Source organism: Bacillus cereus group sp. MG4 (assembly GCF_040460055.1).
GTDB classification, from domain to species: Bacteria; Bacillota; Bacilli; order Bacillales; family Bacillaceae_G; genus Bacillus_A; species Bacillus_A wiedmannii.
Genome location: NZ_JARVGZ010000001.1, coordinates 485907 through 506617 on the forward strand (window position 1 = coordinate 485907; position 20711 = coordinate 506617).

Here is a 20711-nt window from a genome sequence, read left to right on the forward strand (position 1 = left end):
TAAAACTGTAAAAAACAATAGTGAAGAGGTGTACGGAATGAAGAATAAAATTATGACAGGATTTTTAATAACATCAATTGTTACTGGAGCGACTATTCCTATCAATACTCTCGCAACGCCAATCGTTCAGGCGGAAACGAAACAAGATAATATAGATATTTCCTCAGCATTAAGAAAAATAGGTGCACACTCCAAATTAACACAAACCTTTATAGATGGAGCCTTAGCAAGTCCGGATGTACAAATTGAAGAAGTTCCATCTTTAAATACAAATCAATTTCTAATTAAACAAGATATGAAAGAGTGGTCATCGGAACTATATCCAAAATTAATTCTACTAAATTCAAAAAGTAAAGGATTTGTAACCAAATTTAATAGCTATTATCCAACATTAAAAGGATTTGTAGATAATAAGGAGGATAAAGAAGGTTTTTTAGATAGACTGGAAGTTCTTCAAGATATGACTATAACAAACCAAGAAAACGTGCAACGTCAGATTAATGAGTTAACAGATCTTAAACTACAGGTAGATAAGAAACTGAAAAACCTTGATACTGATGTGGTAAAAGCACAGAGTCTACTTAGTTCAGAGGGAACAGGAAAAATAGATAAGTTAAAAAATGAAATGCTAAATACAAAAAAATCAATTCAAAATGATTTACAGCAAATAGCATTATTACCAGGAGCTTTAAATGAACAAGGGCTAAAGGTATTCCAAGAAATTTATAGTCTATCAAAAGATATCATTGAACCGGCTGCTCAAACAGCAGTAGTGGCGTATAACAAAGGAAAAGAAATAAATAATGCTATTGTAGAAGCAGAGAAGAAAGCAGAGCAAGAAGCAAATGAAAAGGGAAAATCAGCTATAGAAATTGAAGCTGCCAAAAAAGAAGCACGTGAAGCGATCGAGAAAAGTAAAAAAGGTGAAATTGCTGCAGCTGCAGTTACAAAAACGAAAGAGTATGATCTTATGAAAGTGATTGATCCTGAAAAAATAAAAAAAACGTATAGTACCTTTGCCGAAATTAATAAACTAACAGCAGAGCAAAGAGCATATTTAAATGATTTAGAGAAACAAAATCAAAAATTATATGACTTAACAACTAAATTAACAGTAGCAGATTTACAAAAATCAATGATTCTTTTCATGCAAAATGATTTGCATACATTTGCTAATCAAGTAGATGGAGAAATTGAGCTAATGAAACGTTATAAAGAGGATTTGAATCTAATAAATAATAGTATTACAAAATTATCGACTGAAGTTGATACGAATAACACTCAGTCTCAAAAAGATACATTAAGACGACTAAAAAATGTAATAAATCAACTCGAAGAACAGGTTAATAAATTTTAATATTAAGAATTTAGGTTTAATAAAAAGATAATAACTCAATTGAAAATAAGGAGGAGAATCAAATAATGAAATTTCCATTTAAGGTCATAACTTTGGCCACTTTAGCAACGGTTATAACTGCTACGAATGGTAGTACTATTCACGCACTTGCACAAGAACAGACAGCACAAGAACAGAAAATAGAAAATTATGCGTTAGGACCTGAAGGGTTAAAGAAAGTGTTGGCTGAAACAGGCTCTCATATTCTTGTAATGGATTTGTACGCAAAAACAATGATTAAGCAACCGAATGTAAATTTATCCAACATTGATTTAGGTTCAGGAGGGGGAGAATTAATCAAAAACATTCACCTGAATCAGGAACTGTCACGAATCAATGCAAATTACTGGCTAGATACAGCGAAGCCAAACATTCAAAAGACAGCACGTAATATTGTAAATTATGATGAACAATTTCAAAATTATTACGACACACTAGTAGATACTGTAAAAAAGAAAGATAAGGCAGGCCTCAAAGAAGGAATAGGGGATTTAATCGGTACAATTCATACAAATTCAAATGAAGTTACAGAAGTTATTAAGATGTTAGAAGCTTTCAAAACAAAGTTGTATACAAATACTGTAGATTTTAAAAATAATGTTGGAGGTCCAGATGGACAAGGGGGATTAACGGCTATATTAGCGGGAAAACAAGCACTAGTCCCACAACTTCAGGCCGAAATTGAGAATTTACGTTCTACGCAGAAAGCACATTTTGATAATGTATTAGCATGGTCAATTGGTGGTGGATTAGGAGCAGCTATTTTAGTTATTGGAACGATTGCAGGAGCGGTAGTAATTGTTGTGACCGGTGGCACAGCGACACCAGCTGTTGTTGGTGGCCTTACAGCTCTAGGAGCCGCGGGTATCGGTTTAGGAACAGCCGCTGGTGTTGAGGCATCTAATCATATGAACTCCTATAATGAAATTTCGAATAAAATCGGAGAATTAAGTATGAAAGCTGATCTAGCTAACCAAGCAGTTATTTCACTTACTAATACAAAAGACACTTTAACATATTTGTATCAAACAGTTGATCAAGCAATAATATCTCTAACAAGTATTCAGCAACAATGGAATACAATGGGAGCAAATTATAAAGATTTATATGATAATATCGATCAAATGCAAGAACATAAACTTTCGTTAATACCTGACGATTTAAAGGCTGCTAAACAAAGTTGGAATGATATTCATAAGGATGCAGAATTCATTTCAAAAGACATTGCTTTTAAACAAGAAAAAACAAACTGAAAATTTATATATACGTATAGGAGGAATTGAAATGAATAAAAATTTTCCTTATAAACTACTTGCTGTATCGACGTTTTTAACTCTGACAACAACTACTGTAGTTTCTCCAGTGGCAGCCTTCGCAAGTGAAAGTAAAATGGAACAAACTAGTACCGAAGATATATCTCTTTCTGTAAACAGCGAAAAGATGAAAAAAGCTTTGCAAGATGCTGGGGTATTTGCAAAATCTATGAATGATTACTCTTATTTGTTAATTAAAAACCCAGATGTTAACTTTGAAGGAATTGACATTAAAGGATATACAAATCTACCTAGTCAAATTCTACAAGATCAAAAGAATGCAAGAGAGCATGCTACGAAATGGGATTCACACATAAAAAAACAACTTTTAGATACACTGACGGGGATTGTAGAGTATGATACTAAATTCGACAATTATTATGACACATTAGTAGAAGCGATTAATGAAGGGGATGCAGACACATTAAAAGAAGGCATTACAGATTTACAAGGTGAGATTAAACAAAATCAAGCATATACACAGAATTTAATACAAGAACTAGCTAAGTTAAGGGATAGTATTGGAGAAGATGTCAGGGCATTTGGAGGTCATAAAGATATTTTGCATTCGATTCTGAAAAACCAAGCATCTGGAATTGATGAAGATGAAAAGCGCCTAAATGAAGTTTTAGAGCAAGTAAGACATTTTAAACAAGTAGAATCAGATGGAATAATAACTGTATCAATTCCCTCAATTCCTACGTGGATTGCTGGTGGTGTAATGATAGGGGTAGCAAGAAATAATTTAGGTACGTTAGAGCCAATGTTAGCACAATTACGTCAGACTATAGATTATAAAGTAACATTAAATCGTGTAGTTGGTGTTGCGTATAATAATATTAATGAAATGCACAATGCGATTGGATCAGCTATTAATGCACTTACCTATATGTCTGCACAATGGCATGATTTAGATTCTCAATATTCGGGAGTGCTTAGTCATATTGATAAAGCATCCCAAAAAGCGGATCAAAATAAATTCAAATTCCTAAAACCTAATTTGAATGCAGCGAAAGATAGTTGGAAAACATTGAGAGCGGATGCGTTTACATTAAAAGAAGGGATAAAAACATTAAAAATGGATCCTGTTTCTTCAAAAAAATAGCGGAATACGGTATTTGTTGCAAGGGCATTTATACAGTTATAAAATGATTTTTTGTTCTTTATAAATTGAAAAGACGGAGGTATAATCAGGCCTCTGTCTTTTGTTTTATTGAAATATTTTTATAATTCCATCCTATATGTAGAAAGTAGTTATACAAGTTTGAATTTTTAAGGTGAATGATTTTTATGAATTTTTCCGTGAAACCTAATCTACGATTAGTGAGCTTTATATTCTTATTTTCCTAATTGAATACTTTTATACAATTAGATGGAAGTTAAGAATACTAAATCAAAACATAATAGGTTGTTATTGATGAGTTTATTGTAAAGTTGTTATTTTATGTGTCATCAAATAACATTTATAAACAATTAGAAATAAAGAAAAGGAGACTATTATGAGAAAAAATAGAGTATTAGATACAACATAAATAGCGTAAATAGTTTTTGAGGTAAAAACATGATAAATAAAATAATAGTCCTTACATGTACTAAGGGAAAATGAGGGAGATAATATGGGGAATAACTCAAAATATAAAACTAGAAAAATACTTGCAGCCACCGCTACAGTAACTATGCTTGCAACTGCAATGATTTCTACAACAGATATCATTGCAGAGGAAACAAAGCAGCAAAAAAAAATATCGACATCACTGCAAGAGGGAAAGTCAGTTAAATCAGAAAACAGAACATATACAGTCCCAGGAAAAGGGGATGTTGAGGTACTGAAACAACAGGAAAGAAAAAGTATGGCATTTAGTCCATATGAACCAACTGGTTTATATGCAAAGCCAAATGAACAAATAACGATTAATGTAGAAGGAAATCAAAATATTCAAGCATACATTGGAACGTATTCGTATGATGCTTCTTGGAGAGAAGATTCTAAAATAAAATCATTTACATTAAAACCTGGTATAAACACAATCCAATCTCCAAATGGGGGGATGATTTATTTTTATAATCAACAACAAGGTGGTACCATTCGAACAACAGTCACAACAGGTGGAACGACTACTCCTTTCTTTGAACTAGGGAAGCATACGAAACAAGATTTAATAAACATGCTGGACCAATATCCAAATGCACATGCAGTGGAGTTAAAAGGAGAACGTGTATTAATTACGGCTAGCCCTGCACGTGTTAAGAAATATTTGTTAGGTTCTAATACAGATCCTGTACAACTCTTAAAAAAGATGGATGAAGCTACTCGAATTCAAGACAAAGTAGCTGGATTATCTGAAGAACAAGTAGATAAACATTATGTTCATTAGGTAGAAGAAAATCATTCTCCCGATTATTATATGTATGCATATCCTTATCGAACTGCTTATGTAGGAGATGCAATCCAATACGTGTTAGATATTAATAAATTTATAAAAGATGGCTGGGGTCCCTGGCATGAGGCAGGGCATTTGAGACAGCAATCACCTTGGAAATTTTATGAAATGACAGAAGTACAAAATAATATATACAGCCTTGCAGTAGAAAAAGCATTTACATCTAATCAACCTTTTAGATTGCAACAAGAGGGTGCTTATACTAAGGCGTTTCAATACTTAGAACAATCTAATAAAAATTATGATGAAATTAGTGATGCTTTTGTTAAGCTTGTTATGCTTTGGCAACTACAGTTAGCATATGGAGAGGATTTCTATCCTAAATTGCATCAAATGTATAGAGACATGCCTTCAAATGAACTTCCACAAACTGATGAAAATAAAAAACAATTATTTATGATTTCAGCATCAAAAGTAGCCAAACAAAATTTGATTCCTTTCTTTGAGAAGTGGGGATTACGTCCAAATAACGATACCATTCAAAAAGTGAATGCATTAGGATATCCAATTTTGACAGCAGAGATTTGGAAAGGTACGGATTCTAACCCAATTAAACCAGATAAGCCTAATGGAAATAATATTTTAGAAGGAAAACAGTTTGCATGGTCACTAAAAGGAATTAGTGATTTCGAATTTGCTAAAATCAATTTCAATAAGTCGACAGAAGAAATGCAAATCGACTTAAAAGAAGGCATACCGCACCATTATTTTAATGAAACATATGCGAGTATTAAAGTACAAAATGCATCAGGAAAAGTAGTATATAAGAAAGACATTTATGGAAACAAACAACAAAATGCTGAACTGCAAAAAGTTCCAGTCAAAGTAGGAGATTATATTGAGTTAACACATCTAGAAGGTGTGCATAGAGCTATTTTCACAAATGTAGACAACAGTAAACAAGAGAGCTTTGGAAAAAAAGCCATATACGAAGTTACAAAGGATGGCCTGAAAACAGTAAATCAAATTGTTAATCCGAAACCAGATACAGAGGCTCCGACACAGCCACAAGAATTATATGCAAGCAACCTTACTTCTAACAGTGTAGAGCTAAAATGGAATGCTTCTACAGATAATGTAAGTGTAAAAGAATATCAGGTATTACGCGATGGACAATTGATTCAAACAGTACAAGGAACGACGTATACTGATCAAAACTTAACAGTTAATAAGGAATATAAATATGCAGTGAAGGCTGTAGATGCAGCTGGAAATACATCAATTCAAAGTAACATTCTTCCGGTAAAAACAAAAGATCAAAATACATCTTATGAGAAATGGGATCCAAAGAAGGCGTATACAAAGGGAGATAAAGTAGAACATCAAGGGAAAGTGTATGAAGCTATTCAAAATCATCAAGGAAATGGTGACCCGAATTGGATATTTGCTTTATCGTTATGGAAACCACTTACAATCAAGTAATATGTAAGAATTAGATGTGAAGATAGAACAACATAAATGGGGGCAGTGTTTTAAAGAATTACTGGATGTTGCTTGAATTTTGATAGATTTCTCTATTAAGTTAGTATTCAAAAATAAAAATAAGAAAAGGAAGTAGATTAGTGATGAGTCAGAAAACAAAGAAAAGGTTCAATAAAGTTATTATCATTACCGCAGCATGTAGCATGTTTTCTATGTTTGGAACGTCTATTTCGCACACTAAAGCTGCAACACATTCAGCTGCTCCAGCAGTTTATGTCAGTCCCCAGAATATACCTGCCTCAGATATTATTAGTATAGACTGGTCACCAGTTCAGACTCCACCTTATACGTACTGGGCTGTACACAACTGGAATGCAGGTGGTGAAGCTGGAGGATATGCTGGTTTTCAACAACAAAGTGGATTTGATGAAAATGGAAAACGTACTTTACATTTTGCTTTATGGGATCCAATTTCCTCTAAAGAAGCAATAAAGGCCGAATACTTATCTCCGAATTCGCAAGCTGGGCCCTTTGGAGGAGAAGGAACAGGAATGAAGGTTCAAACAACTTATGGTTGGAAAGACTACAATTGGTACAGAATGACAATGCGTTCATGGCAAGAAAATGGTCATACTAAATTTGGACAATGGCTGAAAGATATAACAAATAATAAATGGAATCAAATTGCAATTATGGATTTTCCTGTTGCTAATGTTGCTTTTAATCATGGATTAGGAATGTTTCAAGAAGACTGGGCTGATAGTGGACAGAATGTTCGAGAAGCGCGCCTGAAAAATGGTTATAGCCGAAAGTTAGTAGATAAACAATGGAGTTCTTGGAATAATCAAAATATTTCAGGGACACATGATAATACTTATCAATATGATGGAGGAGCCACTTCAGAATATGTATGGGTCAAAGCAGGAGGTAATACGCAGTCTACCATTGGATCAGGAAAAATATTCACGCTAAATCAACCTACTCAACCTGAAATAGGAAAACTAGATTTTGATATCCAATCTATATATTATGAAAATGAAAAATTAAATGTATCTTGGAAACTAAAAGAAAATAGTACACCGCAATTTAAGGGGAAAATTGAAATCTATAACAATGAAAATATGACGGGCCAACCTATTAACGTAATTGATGATATTAAATCTTATCAAAATGGAATCAGTCAATCTATATCATTATCAACAAATGCTTATGCAAAAATTGTATTAACGGATTTATTTGATCAAACTGTTGAGAAAAAGGTACAAATCAAAAATGAATCTCCAAACATTTTTGAAGGTAAAGAATTTGCATGGTCGCTGAAAGGGATTGGAGATTTTGAATTTGCGAAAGTAAATTTAAATAAATCAACAGAAGAAATGCAAATTGATTTAAAAGCAGGTGTACCACATGACTACTTTGATAGTACATATGCAAGTATTAAAGTGCAAAATACATCAGGTAAAGTGATCTATAACAAAGAGATTTATGGAAACAAACAGCAAAATGCTGAATCACAAAAGGTACCAGTCAAAGTAGGAGATTATATCGAGTTAACACATTTAGAAGGTGTGCATAGAGCTACTTTTACAAATGTCGATAATAGTAAGCAAGAGAGTTTTGGAAAAAAAGCCATATACGAAGTTACAAAAGAAGGTCTGAAGAAAGTAGAAAAAATGCCAGAAGCAACAATCTTAGATGGAAATCAATTTGCATGGTCATTAAAAGGATATAGTGATAGAGAAATTGCAAAAGTAGATTACGATAAAACGGCAGAAGAGATGAAGATAAAACTAGAAGCAGGTGTACCACATTCCTACTTTGCTAGTACGTATGCGAGTATTAAGGTCCAGAATTCTTCTGGAAATGTTCTGTACAATAAGGAAATCGTGGGAAATAAACAACAAAATGCTGAAAGCCAAACTGTGCCAGTCAAGGTAGGGGATTACATTGAATTTACCCATATAGAAGGAGAAGCAACAAAGGAGAAAACGCGAGCAACTTTAACTAACCTTGAAAATAACAAAAATGAAACCATTGGAAAGACAGCAAGGTATCAAGTTACAAAAGAAGGCCTGAAGAAAGTAGAGAAAATGCCAGAAACAACAGTATTAGATGGAAATCAATTTGCATGGTCGTTAAAGGGATATAATGATCGAGAAATCGCAAAAGTAGAGTATAACAAAGCAACAGAAAAAATGCAGATTAAATTAGAAGCGGGGGTACCCCATTCCTATTTTACTAGTACGTATGCAAGCATTAAAGTTCAAAACTCATCGGGCAATATTTTGTACAATAAAGCAATTGTAGGAAATAGACAACAAGCTGCTGAGAGCCAAACTGTTACAGTCAAAGTAGGAGATTATATTGAGTTTACTCATACAGAGGGAGAAGCACAAAAGGAAAAGACACGTGCCACACTTACTAATCTTGAGAATAGTAAACAGGAATATATAGGAAATAAAAGGATATATCAGGTTACCTCTATGGGATTATTAATAAAGTCATAGATTTCACTACAAAACTTAAATTATTGATTTATATAATATATAAAAATCTTAACTATTATACGCATTAAAAAATGCTCAAGAGAAAATAGATTGGCGGGTATAGTATGAACATATTTAAAGGTTTTCTAATTGCATCAATTGCAATGACAACATTTGTAGGAACAGATCTAATACTACAAAATGATAGAATTCATAATAAAGTTTACGCGGAATCTTATAATGTCACATACAAAGAAACAGATTCACAGGAAGAACAATTAATTGTAAAGTTTAAAAATGAAATTGACTTACCTTATGAAGATGGTATTGAGAAACGAATAAAAAATGGGAATTATGATAACAATTTAAAGAAGTTATTTTCCGAAAATACGGAACTTACTTTGAATCGCCTGTTCTCATCTGTAAATCCGATAGAGATTGAAAAACTATCATTACACTCTAAATCATTTACTAATCAATCAGCTAACAATTTATTAAATTATTATATTGTACAAGCTCCTAATAACATAGAAATAGAATTATTACTGAAAAAATTTGAAACATCACCTCTTGTAGAGGAAGCTTATATACCAGAAAAGCAAATTTTGACACCCCCTGAAATACAACAGTTACCAGATTTATCTGTTAATCCGTACGATGATCCTAGATTTAAAAATCAAGGATATCTTGAAGCGGCACCAAAGGGAATTAATGCCTCGCATGCTTGGAGCATTAAAGGTGGTGACGGAAAGGGTACTACTTTTGTGGATATGGAATATGGATGGTTATTGAACCATGAGGATTTAGTCAATAAAAATATAAAGCTAATGTCTGGACAGAATATAAGTCAGCATAGAGCTCATGGTACTTCTGTATTAGGAATTGTTTCATCCGAAGATAATCAAATTGGAAATATTGGAATTGCACCAAGAGCAAATGTAAAAGTAATATCCCAAATCAGGGATAATGGAATTTATAATACAGCGGATGCCATTTTAAGTGCTGTACATAATTTACAAGCAGGGGATATTCTTTTATTAGAGGCACAAGCTTCGTATGATGGGTATGGGGAGAAATATTTACCTGTAGAAGTACATCCAGATATTTTTGATGCGATTCGTGTTGGTACAGATAAAGGCATCATTATTATAGAAGCTGGCGCAAATGGTTCAAACGACTTAGATAATTTTAAAGATCGTAATGGAAAAAAATCTTAAATCGAAATAGTCCAGACTTTAAGGATTCAGGTGCTATTATGGTTGGGGCGGGATCATCAACTGTTCCACACAAACGTTTATGGTTTTCAAATTATGGAAGCCGATTAGATGTATATGGATGGGGAGAAAATGTTGATACAACATCTGCAAATCCGAGTCAAAATACTACAAATTTATATACACCAACATTTAGTGGAACATCAAGTGCTTCACCAATTATTGCTGGGGCAGCAACTTCGATTCAAGGTATTGCTAAAGAACACCGAGGTTCTCCTTATACACCAGCCGAATTAAGAAATATCTTAAGTAATCCAAATACAGGAACAAAATCTCAAGATCCATGGAATGATAGAATAGGTGTTTTACCTAATCTAAAATCTATATTAGATAACTTAGGTTTTAATCCAGATATACCAAACTCTTCTAATATTTTAGAAGGAAAGCAGTTTGCATGGTCACTAAAAGGAATTAGCGATTTCGAGTTTGCTAAAATCAATCTCAATAAGTCGACAGAAGAAGTGCAAGTTGATTTAAAGGCAGGCATACCACATCACTATTTTAATGAAACATACGCGAGTATTAAAGTACAAAATGCATCAGGAAAAGTAGTATACAATAAAGACATTTATGGAAACAAGCAACAAAATGCTGAAACGCAAAAAGTTCCAGTTAAAGTAGGAGATTATATTGAGTTAACACATCTAGAAGGTGTGCATAGAGCTACTTTCACAAATGTAGACAACAGTAAACAAGAAAGCTTTGGAAAAAAAGCAATGTATGAAGTCACAAAAGAAGGCTTGAAGAAAGTAGAAAAAATGCCAGAAGCAACAATTTTAGACGGAAATCAATTTGCATGGTCACTAAAAGGAATTAGTGATTTCGAGTTTGCTAAAATCAATTTCAATAAGTCGACAGAAGAAATGCAAGTTGACTTAAAAACAGGCGTACCGCATCATTATTTTAATGAAACATATGCGAGTATTAAAGTGCAAAATGCATCAGGGAAAGTAGTATACAATAAAGACATTTATGGAAACAAACAACAAAATGCTGAATTGCAAAAAGTTCCAGTTAAAGTAGGAGATTATATTGAGTTAACACATTTAGAAGGTGTGCATAGAGCTACTTTCACAAATGTAGACAACAGTAAACAAGAGAGCTTTGGAAAAAAAGCAATGTACGAAGTTACAAAAGAAGGTCTGAAGAAAGTAGAAAAGATGCCAGAAGCAACGGTTTTAGACGGAAATCAATTTGGTTGGTCTTTAAAGGGATATAGTGATAGAGAAATCGCAAAAGTAGATTATAATAGGGCTACAGAGAAAATGCAGGTGAATTTAGAAGCAGGTGTACCACATTCTTACTTTAATAATACGTATGCAAGTATTAAAGTACAGAATTCATCCGGTAGTGTTGTGTACAATAAGGAAATAGTAGGAAATAGACAACAAACTGCTGAAAGCCAAGCCGTGCCCGTAAAAGCGGGAGATTATATTGAGTTTACCCATATAGAAGGGGAAGCGGTAAAGGAAAAGACACGTGCTACACTTATTAACCTTGAGAATAATAAACAAGAATATATAGGTAAAAAAAGAACCTATCAAGTTACTTCTACGGGATTAAACAAAATAGATTAACATGAAAAACATTCAAATTATTAGTAAGATGCTAAATAGTCGTTCATTATGAACGGCTATTTGGCTTTTATTTATATAAAAGTGAAATATAATTCAATGTTTAATGATTTATCAGAAGTAAAAAGGTAGGTATTATATAAGAGAAAATGAATAATTTATGCAGAGCTTGTATATGGTGTTATTATTTAACTATTCTAAAATCAATTGATAAAAACGCTGGAATGTTTTTTAGAAAACAACTGACTCCATAGGTGGAATTTGGAAGATTAATTCTATTTTGGAGTTTATTTTTATAAAGAAATTCACATACGTGGATTAGTATTAAGATTCAAAATGTAAAATATCTAAAGACCTAAGTACAAGCACACATTTTAAATAAAAAAAGTGAGAAGAATGAATAATATTCTTCTCACTTTTAGCAATTAGGGTCGGCATATACATAAATATGCGTTTGAGTGGAATTTTGGATGAAAAATCCACATGCATAGTATACCAAAATATTTAAGGCCCTTCGTATGCAATATTGCATACGAATAGTAGGTGGATATAATAGTTAACTTACTTCTATTAAAAGTAAAATGTGTTTATATTAAAAAAGTTAAAATCCAATTGAAGCTGGTTAAGATCTTAATTCTTCATAGCTACCTAATTAATCAATTTTAGCTACTGAGTAGGAAAGAGTTAATTAATTTGAAAATGATTTGAGTAGGTAAATTCTCTATTATACTTAATTACTGCAATATATGTCCCTTTAGTATATACATTTGTAATTGGTGTTCTCCAAATTTCTAATCCTTTAGGCATAGTAATAAATTCTGGTTCAATTGTAATAAAGCGTTGTAAAGTGCCGTCAGGGTGAACCTTGAAAATCTTCATTTTGGTACCAAAATGCGCTCTACCAAAACGTTGAGTTAAGTAGAAAGTATCTCCTGTTATGAGGTATTCCATATTCCAGTCGGATTGGTATGTACTATTCTCAGCTTCCTCCAATTCATTAATGGTTTTAAATCCTTAATCGTCATTAAAAGGATCAGAATCTGTGGTTTTAACTTCTTTTATTGGTGAAATTATTTCAATGCTAGTCATACTTCCTAATAACAAGGTTCCAGTTAATACGATTTTACTTAATTTCATTATCTATAGAAGTGTAATGTCACTAAAGTGAGATAGGATACAGGCTAATATTGAGAAATGTAAAGTTTGTAGAGTTTGAAACAAATTAAAGAAGTAACATAAGGGATTTACGCATATAGTAATGTCGACGGATAAAGTTGACAGAATATTCATTTTGATAAGATGAAATGATAGTATTTTTATCTTATAATATTGTTACTACGATGAAATAAGGCTAATATTTAGTTAACTTAAAAATTAAATTCAGATAGGAAGAGGATAATGAAGACCAGAGATAATTATAAAATTATTGTGATTGGCGCTGGGACTGCAGGACTATCTTCTACTGCACATTTGTTACGAAATGTATCCATATTGAAAGAAAGTATAGCTATTATTGATTCATCTAAAAAACATTACTTCCAACCACTATGGAGTTTAGTTGGGGCTGGAATTGTTTCAAAGGAATGTACGATGCGTGATCAAGAATCACTTATTCCAAAAGGAGCAACGTGGATTCCTAAAAGTGTTGTTAAGTTGTTTCCAAATCAAAATAAGATACTTTTAGATGATGGAATGCTACTTGAATATGAGATTCTTATTGTAGCAGCCGGTATACAAATAAATTGGGGTGGTATTAAAGGCTTAAAGGAGTCTATTGGGACTAATGGGGTTTGTAGCAATTATTCTTATAAATATGTTGATTCTACTTGGAGAGAAATTGAAAAATTCAAAGGAGGAAATGCGATTTTTACCCACCCCAATACTCCTATTAAATGTGGTGGCGCCCCACAAAAAATTATGTATTTAGCAGAAGAGTATTTTTATAATAGCGGTTTGAAAAACAGAAGTGAAGTAATGTTTTATTCTGCGAACGCTAACATATTTCAGGTACCGCGTTATGCTGAAACATTAGAACAAGTACTAGAAAGAAAGCAAATTATAACGAACTATAATAAAAACTTAGTAGAAATTATCGCTGAAAAGAGAGAAGCAATTTTTGAAGATACACAAACACTGAAACGAGAAACAGTACCATATAGTATGATACATGTTGTTCCACCAATGGGACCACCTAACTTTATTAAAGAAAGTGAGATAAGTGATCATCAGGGGTGGGTAGATATAAGTCCTTATACTTTGCAGCATGTAAAATATAAGAATATTTTTGGACTTGGAGATTGTACCAATTTACCTACATCTAAAACTGGAGCGGCAATTCGAAAACAAATACCTGTCTTAAAACAAAATATTTTGGACGCACTTAATGGAAGAGACTTGCAGGCTAATTATGATGGGTATACATCCTGTCCGATTGTTACAGGATATAAAAGTCTTATACTCGCTGAATTTAACTATGAACATGAGCCTCAAGAAACGTTTCCATTTAATCAAGCGAAAGAACGGTATAGTATGTTTTTACTTAAAAGGTATATGTTGCCCTATATGTATTGGAATTTAATGTTGAAAGGGATTCTATAAGGAAAGATAGAGAGTTGTTGTAACAACCGAGAAGTAATTTGAAATAAGTATTTGGAGGGAATAGCTATGCTTTTAAAATATTTTTATGATGAAAAATTAGCTCATGCTTCCTATTTAGTTGGTTGTCAGAAGGAAGGCGTAGCAATTGTTATTGATCCTAGCCGCTATATAGAACAATATATAGAATTTGCTAAAAAAGAGGGAGTGGAAATAATTGCTGTGGCTGAGACTCATATCCATGCAGATTTTCTATCTGGGTCTAGAGAACTTTCCCTTCTTTTTAATGCAAATTTATATGTATCAGATGAAGGAGATAGTAATTGGAAATATCAAAATCTTAACGAGGGCCGATACAATTTGGTTAGAGAGGGAACAGAGTTTAAGGTTGGTCATATAAAATTCAATGTCATTCATACTCCAGGGCATACGCCTGAAAGTATTTCCTTTTTAGTAACCGATACAAGTCAAAATAATTATACGAATGATAAACCGATAGGAATATTCACAGGTGATTTTATATTTGTAGGAGATATAGGTAGACCCGATTTATTAGAAATTGCTGTTGGTATTAAAGATACCGCAAAAATAGGAGCGAAACAATTATTTGATTCTATACAAAAAATAAAAATACTCCCCGATTATTTGCAAATATGGCCATCACATGGTGCAGGAAGTGCATGTGGAAAAGCATTAGGAGCAATTCCAACTTCCACATTAGGTTATGAAAAGATGTTTAATTGGGCGTTTCAATGTAATGATGAAGATAATTTTATATCGAATTTATTGACGGGACAGCCAGAGCCTCCAAAGTATTTTCCATTAATGAAGCATTTAAATAAGTATGGTCCACCAACTCGTAAGAAGAGAGAGATTACTGCTATTCATATAATAGAAGAACTTCAAGAAGTGATGAGGGGTGTTCAGCAAATAGTTGATATAAGGGATGTAGAGTGTTTTGCTGCTGGCCACATCGAGAAGTCAATTAACATACCTTATAACAATTCTTTCACAACTTGGTGTGGGGGGATATTAGATTATAAAAAAGAAACTTTAATAATTTTAGATGCGGAAAATGTTAAAGTGGAGGAAGTTATTAGAGACTTTGAGTCCATTGGCTTAGATAATATTATTGCTTTTGCACCTTCAAAGGTAATTCAAAGATTCCATAGTTTAGAGATTTATAAGGAAAAAACATCAAATGAATTATATCCGTTAATAAAAGATGGAAGTGTAAAGGTTATCGATGTGCGTAGTAAAAAAGAGTGGGATGAAGGACATCTTCATGATGCAATACATATCACTTTAGGTAATCTACTTAAACGGCTAGATGATGTACCGAAAAATTGTCCAATAGTTTTACAATGTCGAACGGGGTTACGTTCCGCTATAGCAGCTAGCATTTTACAAAAAGCTGATATAAAGAAAGTAGTTAATTTAAAGGGGGGATTTCTTGCGTGGAAAAAAGAAGGGCTCCCCTATACAACATGTAATCAAGAAATTTGAAATATATCAAAAGAGTCAAATGGAAAGAAAATAGAATCATTTGAAATAATCTAAGGGGATAAATAATAAAATTCAATTGCTATCAGTATGGGATATATAAACTAAAAATGATTTATTAAAGCCGCATTAAACGATAAAATTAAGCACGAATATGCTGATGTGTATCTATTCTATCAAAGTACATAAAACTAAAATATTCGAACGAATTCAAAAAAACGAAACCCCTTACCCTTAACTTAAGAATTTCGGCTTTGATGTTATATCATGGAATTGCTATAGAAATGGTATCTGGCATATTTACTGCAATAGAGTTATAAGTTCTTAAATTCCTTAAATTAGAAACTTGTACTTGATTACCGTAGTTAAATTGTTGCCCTTTTAAAAGAACTGGTCAGATAAAAAAGAAAAATCTATTGGTTAGCATTTAACCGAAAGATTTTTCTTTGAATTAGCGTCTTTTACATCATAATTATTGAGGAAGGGAAGTTCGACTGAGAAGTGCTGTCAAATAAAAGAATAGGCTAATCTAATTTCTAATGGTCCCAGTATCTTTTATTTTGACGTGTGTTTTTACAGTTATTTTAGCCTCTGCTAACGCTTGCAACCAATCTCCTTTTACTTTTTTCCACTCTTTATATTGAAAAGCTCTAGCATATAGGGATAGTCCGATTGGATCAATTTTATTCTGCTGTATTTCATTCAACATATTTTGTAAATTATTATTCATTTCTTTTTGAATAGCACTTTTTAAATTATTTATATTTTTTTTATTATCATAATGCTCCTTAATTAAATTTGCATTGGTTTTTTCTATTAAAGCTACATTAGCATATATATTGAAATTAAATACAAACTTTCCGTTTTGAAAATTAACATCTACCTTCCTTGTCGCGTTCTGTACGAAGATAGAAGTGTTTGTTTTTTTGTTGGACTTTTTAGGAGGAAGCACAAGGTGTAGTATCATTCGGCCGTTACTTTTTGAGTTATTTATAAGATTGAAAAATTTAACATCTTTTTTAGGGATATGAGTTAAAAATTTCCCTTTTCGATTTAAAAATGCAATTCCTACTGTGTCGATTTCATTCTTTGTTTTTTTGATAATTGGAACAGTTTGTGTCATTCCTTCCTCATTTTGTTCTCTCATTAATTGTTGAATTGTAGAAGAGATGGATTGGTTATTTTGAATTGAGGATTCGATTACACCATTGATATAAGATGGTAGTGATGGTTTACTAGGCTTATGAATTTTAAAAATTTCTTCTGTTGGCCCATCTACAAGTACTACTTTAGCATTAATGGTAGCGTAAGGATCACGGTAAGAAGAATCAAGCTCCTGCAACCAATTCTCTTCTTTTGCTAATTTTTTTCCAATTAAAATGATTTCAGCTTTGGAGGCTGTCATATAGCCCGTTAACTTTGTATCTATCTTACTGAATCCAGTATATACAGTTGATGCTTGTGTCCAATGCTCTATAGTACTTTTTGGCTGTTTATGATGAAACAGTGGTATGCTTGTGCCAACTTTTATGTCTCCATTAGGGGCCTTATCCAAGCCAATTAACAGGATTAATGAAACCTTCTCAAGAGGAATTCTCTGACTACAACCAATTAAATATACACAACAAATTACAATCCATATCCACTTTCGAATCAATGTTGCCTCCTCCTAGTAACCCAAGTAAAAAGAATACTGTAAGCGAAAAATAAGATTGGTAATAGAATAAAGAAAATGACATTTAAGATATCCATAAGAGAATATATAAATAAATATTGATCCACATCGGGATTTAGTAAAATAAATAAGCCAACAATAAATAATATAAAAGCAAGCAGTGCCCAATTGCGGGCATTTTTTTGAAGTGAAATGGTCACAGATTCAAAACTGAAAAATAAATACGGATATATCGTAGTGGAAAATACAATTAAATAGTAAGCGATATATATAATTTCTAATCGTTCCATGAAAGAAAAACGAACCCCTTTTAATAGATGAAATACTGGCCAGATTACGTCTTTTATCCCCTCTGGACTAAAGTATATATAAGAAAGAATAGTCACATATAGATAGAAAAACATGGTTCCAGTATTCGCTATTAGTAGTCCTTTTATGGCTTTTTGTTTTTTTTGTAAGAACGGGTATATATAATATGCAATTTCTAAGCCAGCATAAGGAGTAATGGTTTCTTTTGTTGCCTTTACAATAGGGTATAATCCATCTTTAAAAATAGGTAGTAGGTGTAAAGGGGTGTAGTTAGTCTTTAGTGAAAAAAGAAGAAATAGTGGCATCCAAGTAGTGAAGAAGAAAACAAGCATAGAATAACTAGTAAGAGCCCTTAACCCACTCAGAACTAAAATAATAAAAGGTAATAGTAATAATATGGTGATTTGATAAGCAGGAGTGGAAGGGAATATCCACACTTTTACAATATCAGTTGCCTTTAATAAAGTATTAAAGCCAGCAAAGAATAGATAAAAGGCATATAAAAGAAAAAGAATTGTCCCTATCCATTTCCCAAAGTATGTTTTTAAGATTTGTGAGAAATTTTTGTTAGGATTTTTTTGTAACATTAATATAATACATATGCCTATTATAGAAGTAACTATCCATCCAAGAATGATTGAAATCCAGCCATCTGTGCCAGCAGTAGTAGCAAGTGGGCTTGGCATAATTAACATACCTGATGCAAGTTGCAGTGAATGAATGAAAATAATAAATTCGAATAAAGTTATGTTTTGAAATTTAAGATTCCCCATGCGAACCACCTTCTTTTTTCTTTTTTTGTTTCGGCTGTCCTGTACTCGAGCGGGTGGTAATCATAGAAATAGGAAATCTTACAAAAGAATCTTTTAACTCTTGGAGCCGAAATGGCGCGATTGGCAATCCGTATGGTGAACCATAGGAAGTTAGTGAAACAAAATGAGCAAATAAGAGCATTAATCCACTAACAATACCTACAATCCCATAAAAGTATGCCAATAACATCATTGGGAAACGAATAAGGCGTATAGAACTAGATAAATCATAATTAGAAACAATAAATGATGCAATGGCTGTAATAGATACGATAATAACCATAACGTTACTTACAAGACCAGCTTGAACAGCTGCTTGTCCAATTACAATCCCTCCAACAATTCCAATGGTTTGTCCAATGGGTTGTGGTAAGCGAATACCAGCTTCACGTAGCATTTCTAGTGTAATTTCCATTATAAAAGCTTCCAATAAGGGAGAGAAAGGGACTTTGACTCTAGATGTTGCAATAGAAGTGTATAAATCTATAGGAATGATTTCAAAGTGAAAAGAGACTATAGCAATATAAAATGCGGGTAAAAAAATAGCTATAATAAATCCTGCAAATCGTAATAAACGAAAAAATGATGCAATGAGCCAATGAATATTATAGTCATCTGGAGTTTGAAAAAATCCAATTAAATTCATTGGAACAACCATTGCACCAGGGGATCTATCCATTAACACTGCTACTTTTCCATCAAGTATATGATTTGCAATGGCGTCTGGGCGTTCGCTTAAATAAGCCTGTGGAAAAGGAGTCCAATTTTGATCTTTTGTATAATTAGATAGTTCCCCAATACTCAATACCGCATCTGTTTTAATTTTACAGATTCTAGTTTCTATTTCTTGGACTATATCTGCGTTTGCTACATCCCCTAAGTAAATTAAATAGACTAAAGAAGTAGCGCGTTCTCCAATTGTCATTTTTTTAATTTTCAATTCAGTAGAAGGAATATATCGACGAATTAAGCCTATGTTTTTTGTGGCATTCTCAATAAACCCATCATGTGAGCCTTTAATGGTAACTTCTGAAATGGGTTCTTGAATCGCTCTTTCTGCCCAGCCTTTTGTATTTATTAGAAGGGACCTCTTTTCTCCTTCCATAAACAGTACACATTGTCCCTCAAGTAATCCTTCTTTAATTTCATTCCACGTATATACTATTTTGGTATGAGTAGCAATAATATTAGAATTAAATATTTGACTGTCTTCATTCACTTCTTGTAATAATGGTGTAACAACATTTCCTTTTAATGCAACACCATCTGTAAGGCCTTCAAAATAATATAGTAAAATATTCGTGTTTGTTTTTAATTGCAAAGGATGTTCAATCAAATCTGCACTAATATCAAAGATGTTATCTAATGTATTTTTAAGTTCTTTTAAGTTACTTGTTTGGATTTTTTCAATGGTTTTATCTGTCTTTGTTTCTAGGGTCTTTTCATTTAAGGACAAAATTGACACCTCTTTAATATATAACGATTAGTTGTAGTTATTATTTTTATATGTTTGAATTTTATTCACTAATTTAAACGGATTGAGATCAAGAATAATTAAAATGGAAGTACTATATTATAAATTCAATAATTGAGAGTAAAAAAGTAGATGTAATTTGTGTAGAAATCTAAGTATCAAGATAGAAGTGAAATTTGAATGATTATAATAAAAAAGAACCCTTGATAGGTTCTTTTTAATAGTTGGTAAATATGTTGTCAACAATAGATGGCGATAAAGGTAGTAATTTAGATGTCTTTATGTTACTCAGTTGAATTTTGTAGGAAGAATTATTTTTTCATACCTCAATGCTCAATAAAAAAGGACAGTTCATTTATTTTGGTGTTTTAGTGTATTTGAATTTTGCACGCTAACAAATTTTGTTTAGGGACAAAATGTGAAGTTTTATTCTGAAA

Annotated in this window: 11 protein-coding genes and 3 pseudogenes; 10 read left to right on the forward strand and 4 right to left on the reverse strand. The window is 32.4% G+C overall.

All coding sequences use genetic code 11. The features are described from left to right. The first annotated feature begins 37 nt into the window (after positions 1-37). The 8 genes and pseudogenes from hblC (at position 38) to QCI41_RS02515 (ending at position 11909) form a co-directional block, all read left to right on the forward strand. Positions 38-1357: a hemolysin BL lytic component L2 gene (hblC, locus tag QCI41_RS02490; protein WP_353838462.1), complete on the forward strand. Its 1320-nt coding sequence runs from the start codon at positions 38-40 to the stop codon at positions 1355-1357. Positions 1358-1419: 62 nt separating this feature from the next. Next, complete coding sequence (hblD, locus tag QCI41_RS02495) at positions 1420-2649, forward strand: hemolysin BL lytic component L1 (protein WP_353838884.1); 1230 nt, start codon at positions 1420-1422, stop codon at positions 2647-2649. Between the two features lie 31 nt (positions 2650-2680). Next, complete coding sequence (hblA, locus tag QCI41_RS02500) at positions 2681-3814, forward strand: hemolysin BL binding component B (protein WP_353838461.1); 1134 nt, start codon at positions 2681-2683, stop codon at positions 3812-3814. A 511-nt stretch (positions 3815-4325) separates the two neighbouring features. Beyond that, positions 4326-6119: pseudogene (locus QCI41_RS02505) on the forward strand (M60 family metallopeptidase); the annotation flags it as partial. A gap of 45 nt (positions 6120-6164) precedes the next feature. Continuing rightward, positions 6165-6368 (forward strand): annotated as a pseudogene (locus QCI41_RS30610) (fibronectin type III domain-containing protein); the annotation flags it as partial. A gap of 15 nt (positions 6369-6383) precedes the next feature. Next, positions 6384-6572 (forward strand): carbohydrate-binding protein, encoded by a 189-nt coding sequence (locus QCI41_RS30615; protein WP_483299550.1) that lies wholly within the window; start codon positions 6384-6386, stop codon positions 6570-6572. A 140-nt stretch (positions 6573-6712) separates the two neighbouring features. Further along, entirely contained in the window at positions 6713-9079 is a 2367-nt protein-coding gene (locus QCI41_RS02510) for a putative mucin/carbohydrate-binding domain-containing protein (RefSeq protein WP_353838460.1), read from the forward strand. 104 nt (positions 9080-9183) lie between these two features. After that, positions 9184-11909 (forward strand): annotated as a pseudogene (locus tag QCI41_RS02515) (putative mucin/carbohydrate-binding domain-containing protein). 681 nt (positions 11910-12590) lie between these two features. Here QCI41_RS02515 and QCI41_RS02520 read toward each other — a convergent pair. Further along, complete coding sequence (locus QCI41_RS02520) at positions 12591-12857, reverse strand: DUF5065 family protein (RefSeq protein ID WP_483299069.1); 267 nt, start codon at positions 12855-12857, stop codon at positions 12591-12593. Positions 12858-13304: 447 nt separating this feature from the next. Here QCI41_RS02520 and QCI41_RS02525 point away from each other — a divergent pair, with 447 nt between their 5' ends. Next, entirely contained in the window at positions 13305-14504 is a 1200-nt protein-coding gene (locus tag QCI41_RS02525) for an NAD(P)/FAD-dependent oxidoreductase (protein ID WP_353838458.1), read from the forward strand. A 66-nt stretch (positions 14505-14570) separates the two neighbouring features. Then, entirely contained in the window at positions 14571-16007 is a 1437-nt protein-coding gene (locus tag QCI41_RS02530) for an MBL fold metallo-hydrolase (RefSeq protein WP_353838457.1), read from the forward strand. 526 nt (positions 16008-16533) lie between these two features. Here QCI41_RS02530 and QCI41_RS02535 read toward each other — a convergent pair. From QCI41_RS02535 to QCI41_RS02545, 3 genes are read right to left on the reverse strand one after another with little or no spacing between them, the layout of a single operon-like run. After that, complete coding sequence (locus QCI41_RS02535; RefSeq protein WP_353838456.1) at positions 16534-17661, reverse strand: Ger(x)C family spore germination protein; 1128 nt, start codon at positions 17659-17661, stop codon at positions 16534-16536. Beyond that, positions 17658-18761 carry a GerAB/ArcD/ProY family transporter gene (locus QCI41_RS02540; RefSeq protein ID WP_353838455.1) on the reverse strand — a complete coding sequence of 368 codons (1104 nt, stop codon included), beginning with the start codon at positions 18759-18761 and terminating at the stop codon, positions 17658-17660. The genes QCI41_RS02535 and QCI41_RS02540 overlap by 4 nt, the downstream gene beginning before the upstream one ends. Beyond that, a complete protein-coding gene (locus QCI41_RS02545) occupies positions 18748-20256 on the reverse strand; it encodes a spore germination protein (protein ID WP_353838454.1) in 1509 nt (502 codons plus the stop codon). The genes QCI41_RS02540 and QCI41_RS02545 overlap by 14 nt, the downstream gene beginning before the upstream one ends. Positions 20257-20711 lie beyond the last annotated feature (455 nt).

Excerpts from the sequence above, each read along its gene's own strand:
- hblC (WP_353838462.1), top strand. The coding sequence starts at position 38 with ATGAAGAATAAAATTATGACAGGATTTTTAATAACATCAATTGTTACT.
- hblA (WP_353838461.1), top strand. The coding sequence starts at position 2,681 with ATGAATAAAAATTTTCCTTATAAACTACTTGCTGTATCGACGTTTTTA.
- QCI41_RS02520 (WP_483299069.1), bottom strand. The coding sequence starts at position 12,857 with ATGGAATACCTCATAACAGGAGATACTTTCTACTTAACTCAACGTTTT.
- QCI41_RS02525 (WP_353838458.1), top strand. The coding sequence starts at position 13,305 with ATGAAGACCAGAGATAATTATAAAATTATTGTGATTGGCGCTGGGACT.
- QCI41_RS02530 (WP_353838457.1), top strand. The coding sequence starts at position 14,571 with ATGCTTTTAAAATATTTTTATGATGAAAAATTAGCTCATGCTTCCTAT.
- QCI41_RS02540 (WP_353838455.1), bottom strand. The coding sequence starts at position 18,761 with ATGGGGAATCTTAAATTTCAAAACATAACTTTATTCGAATTTATTATT.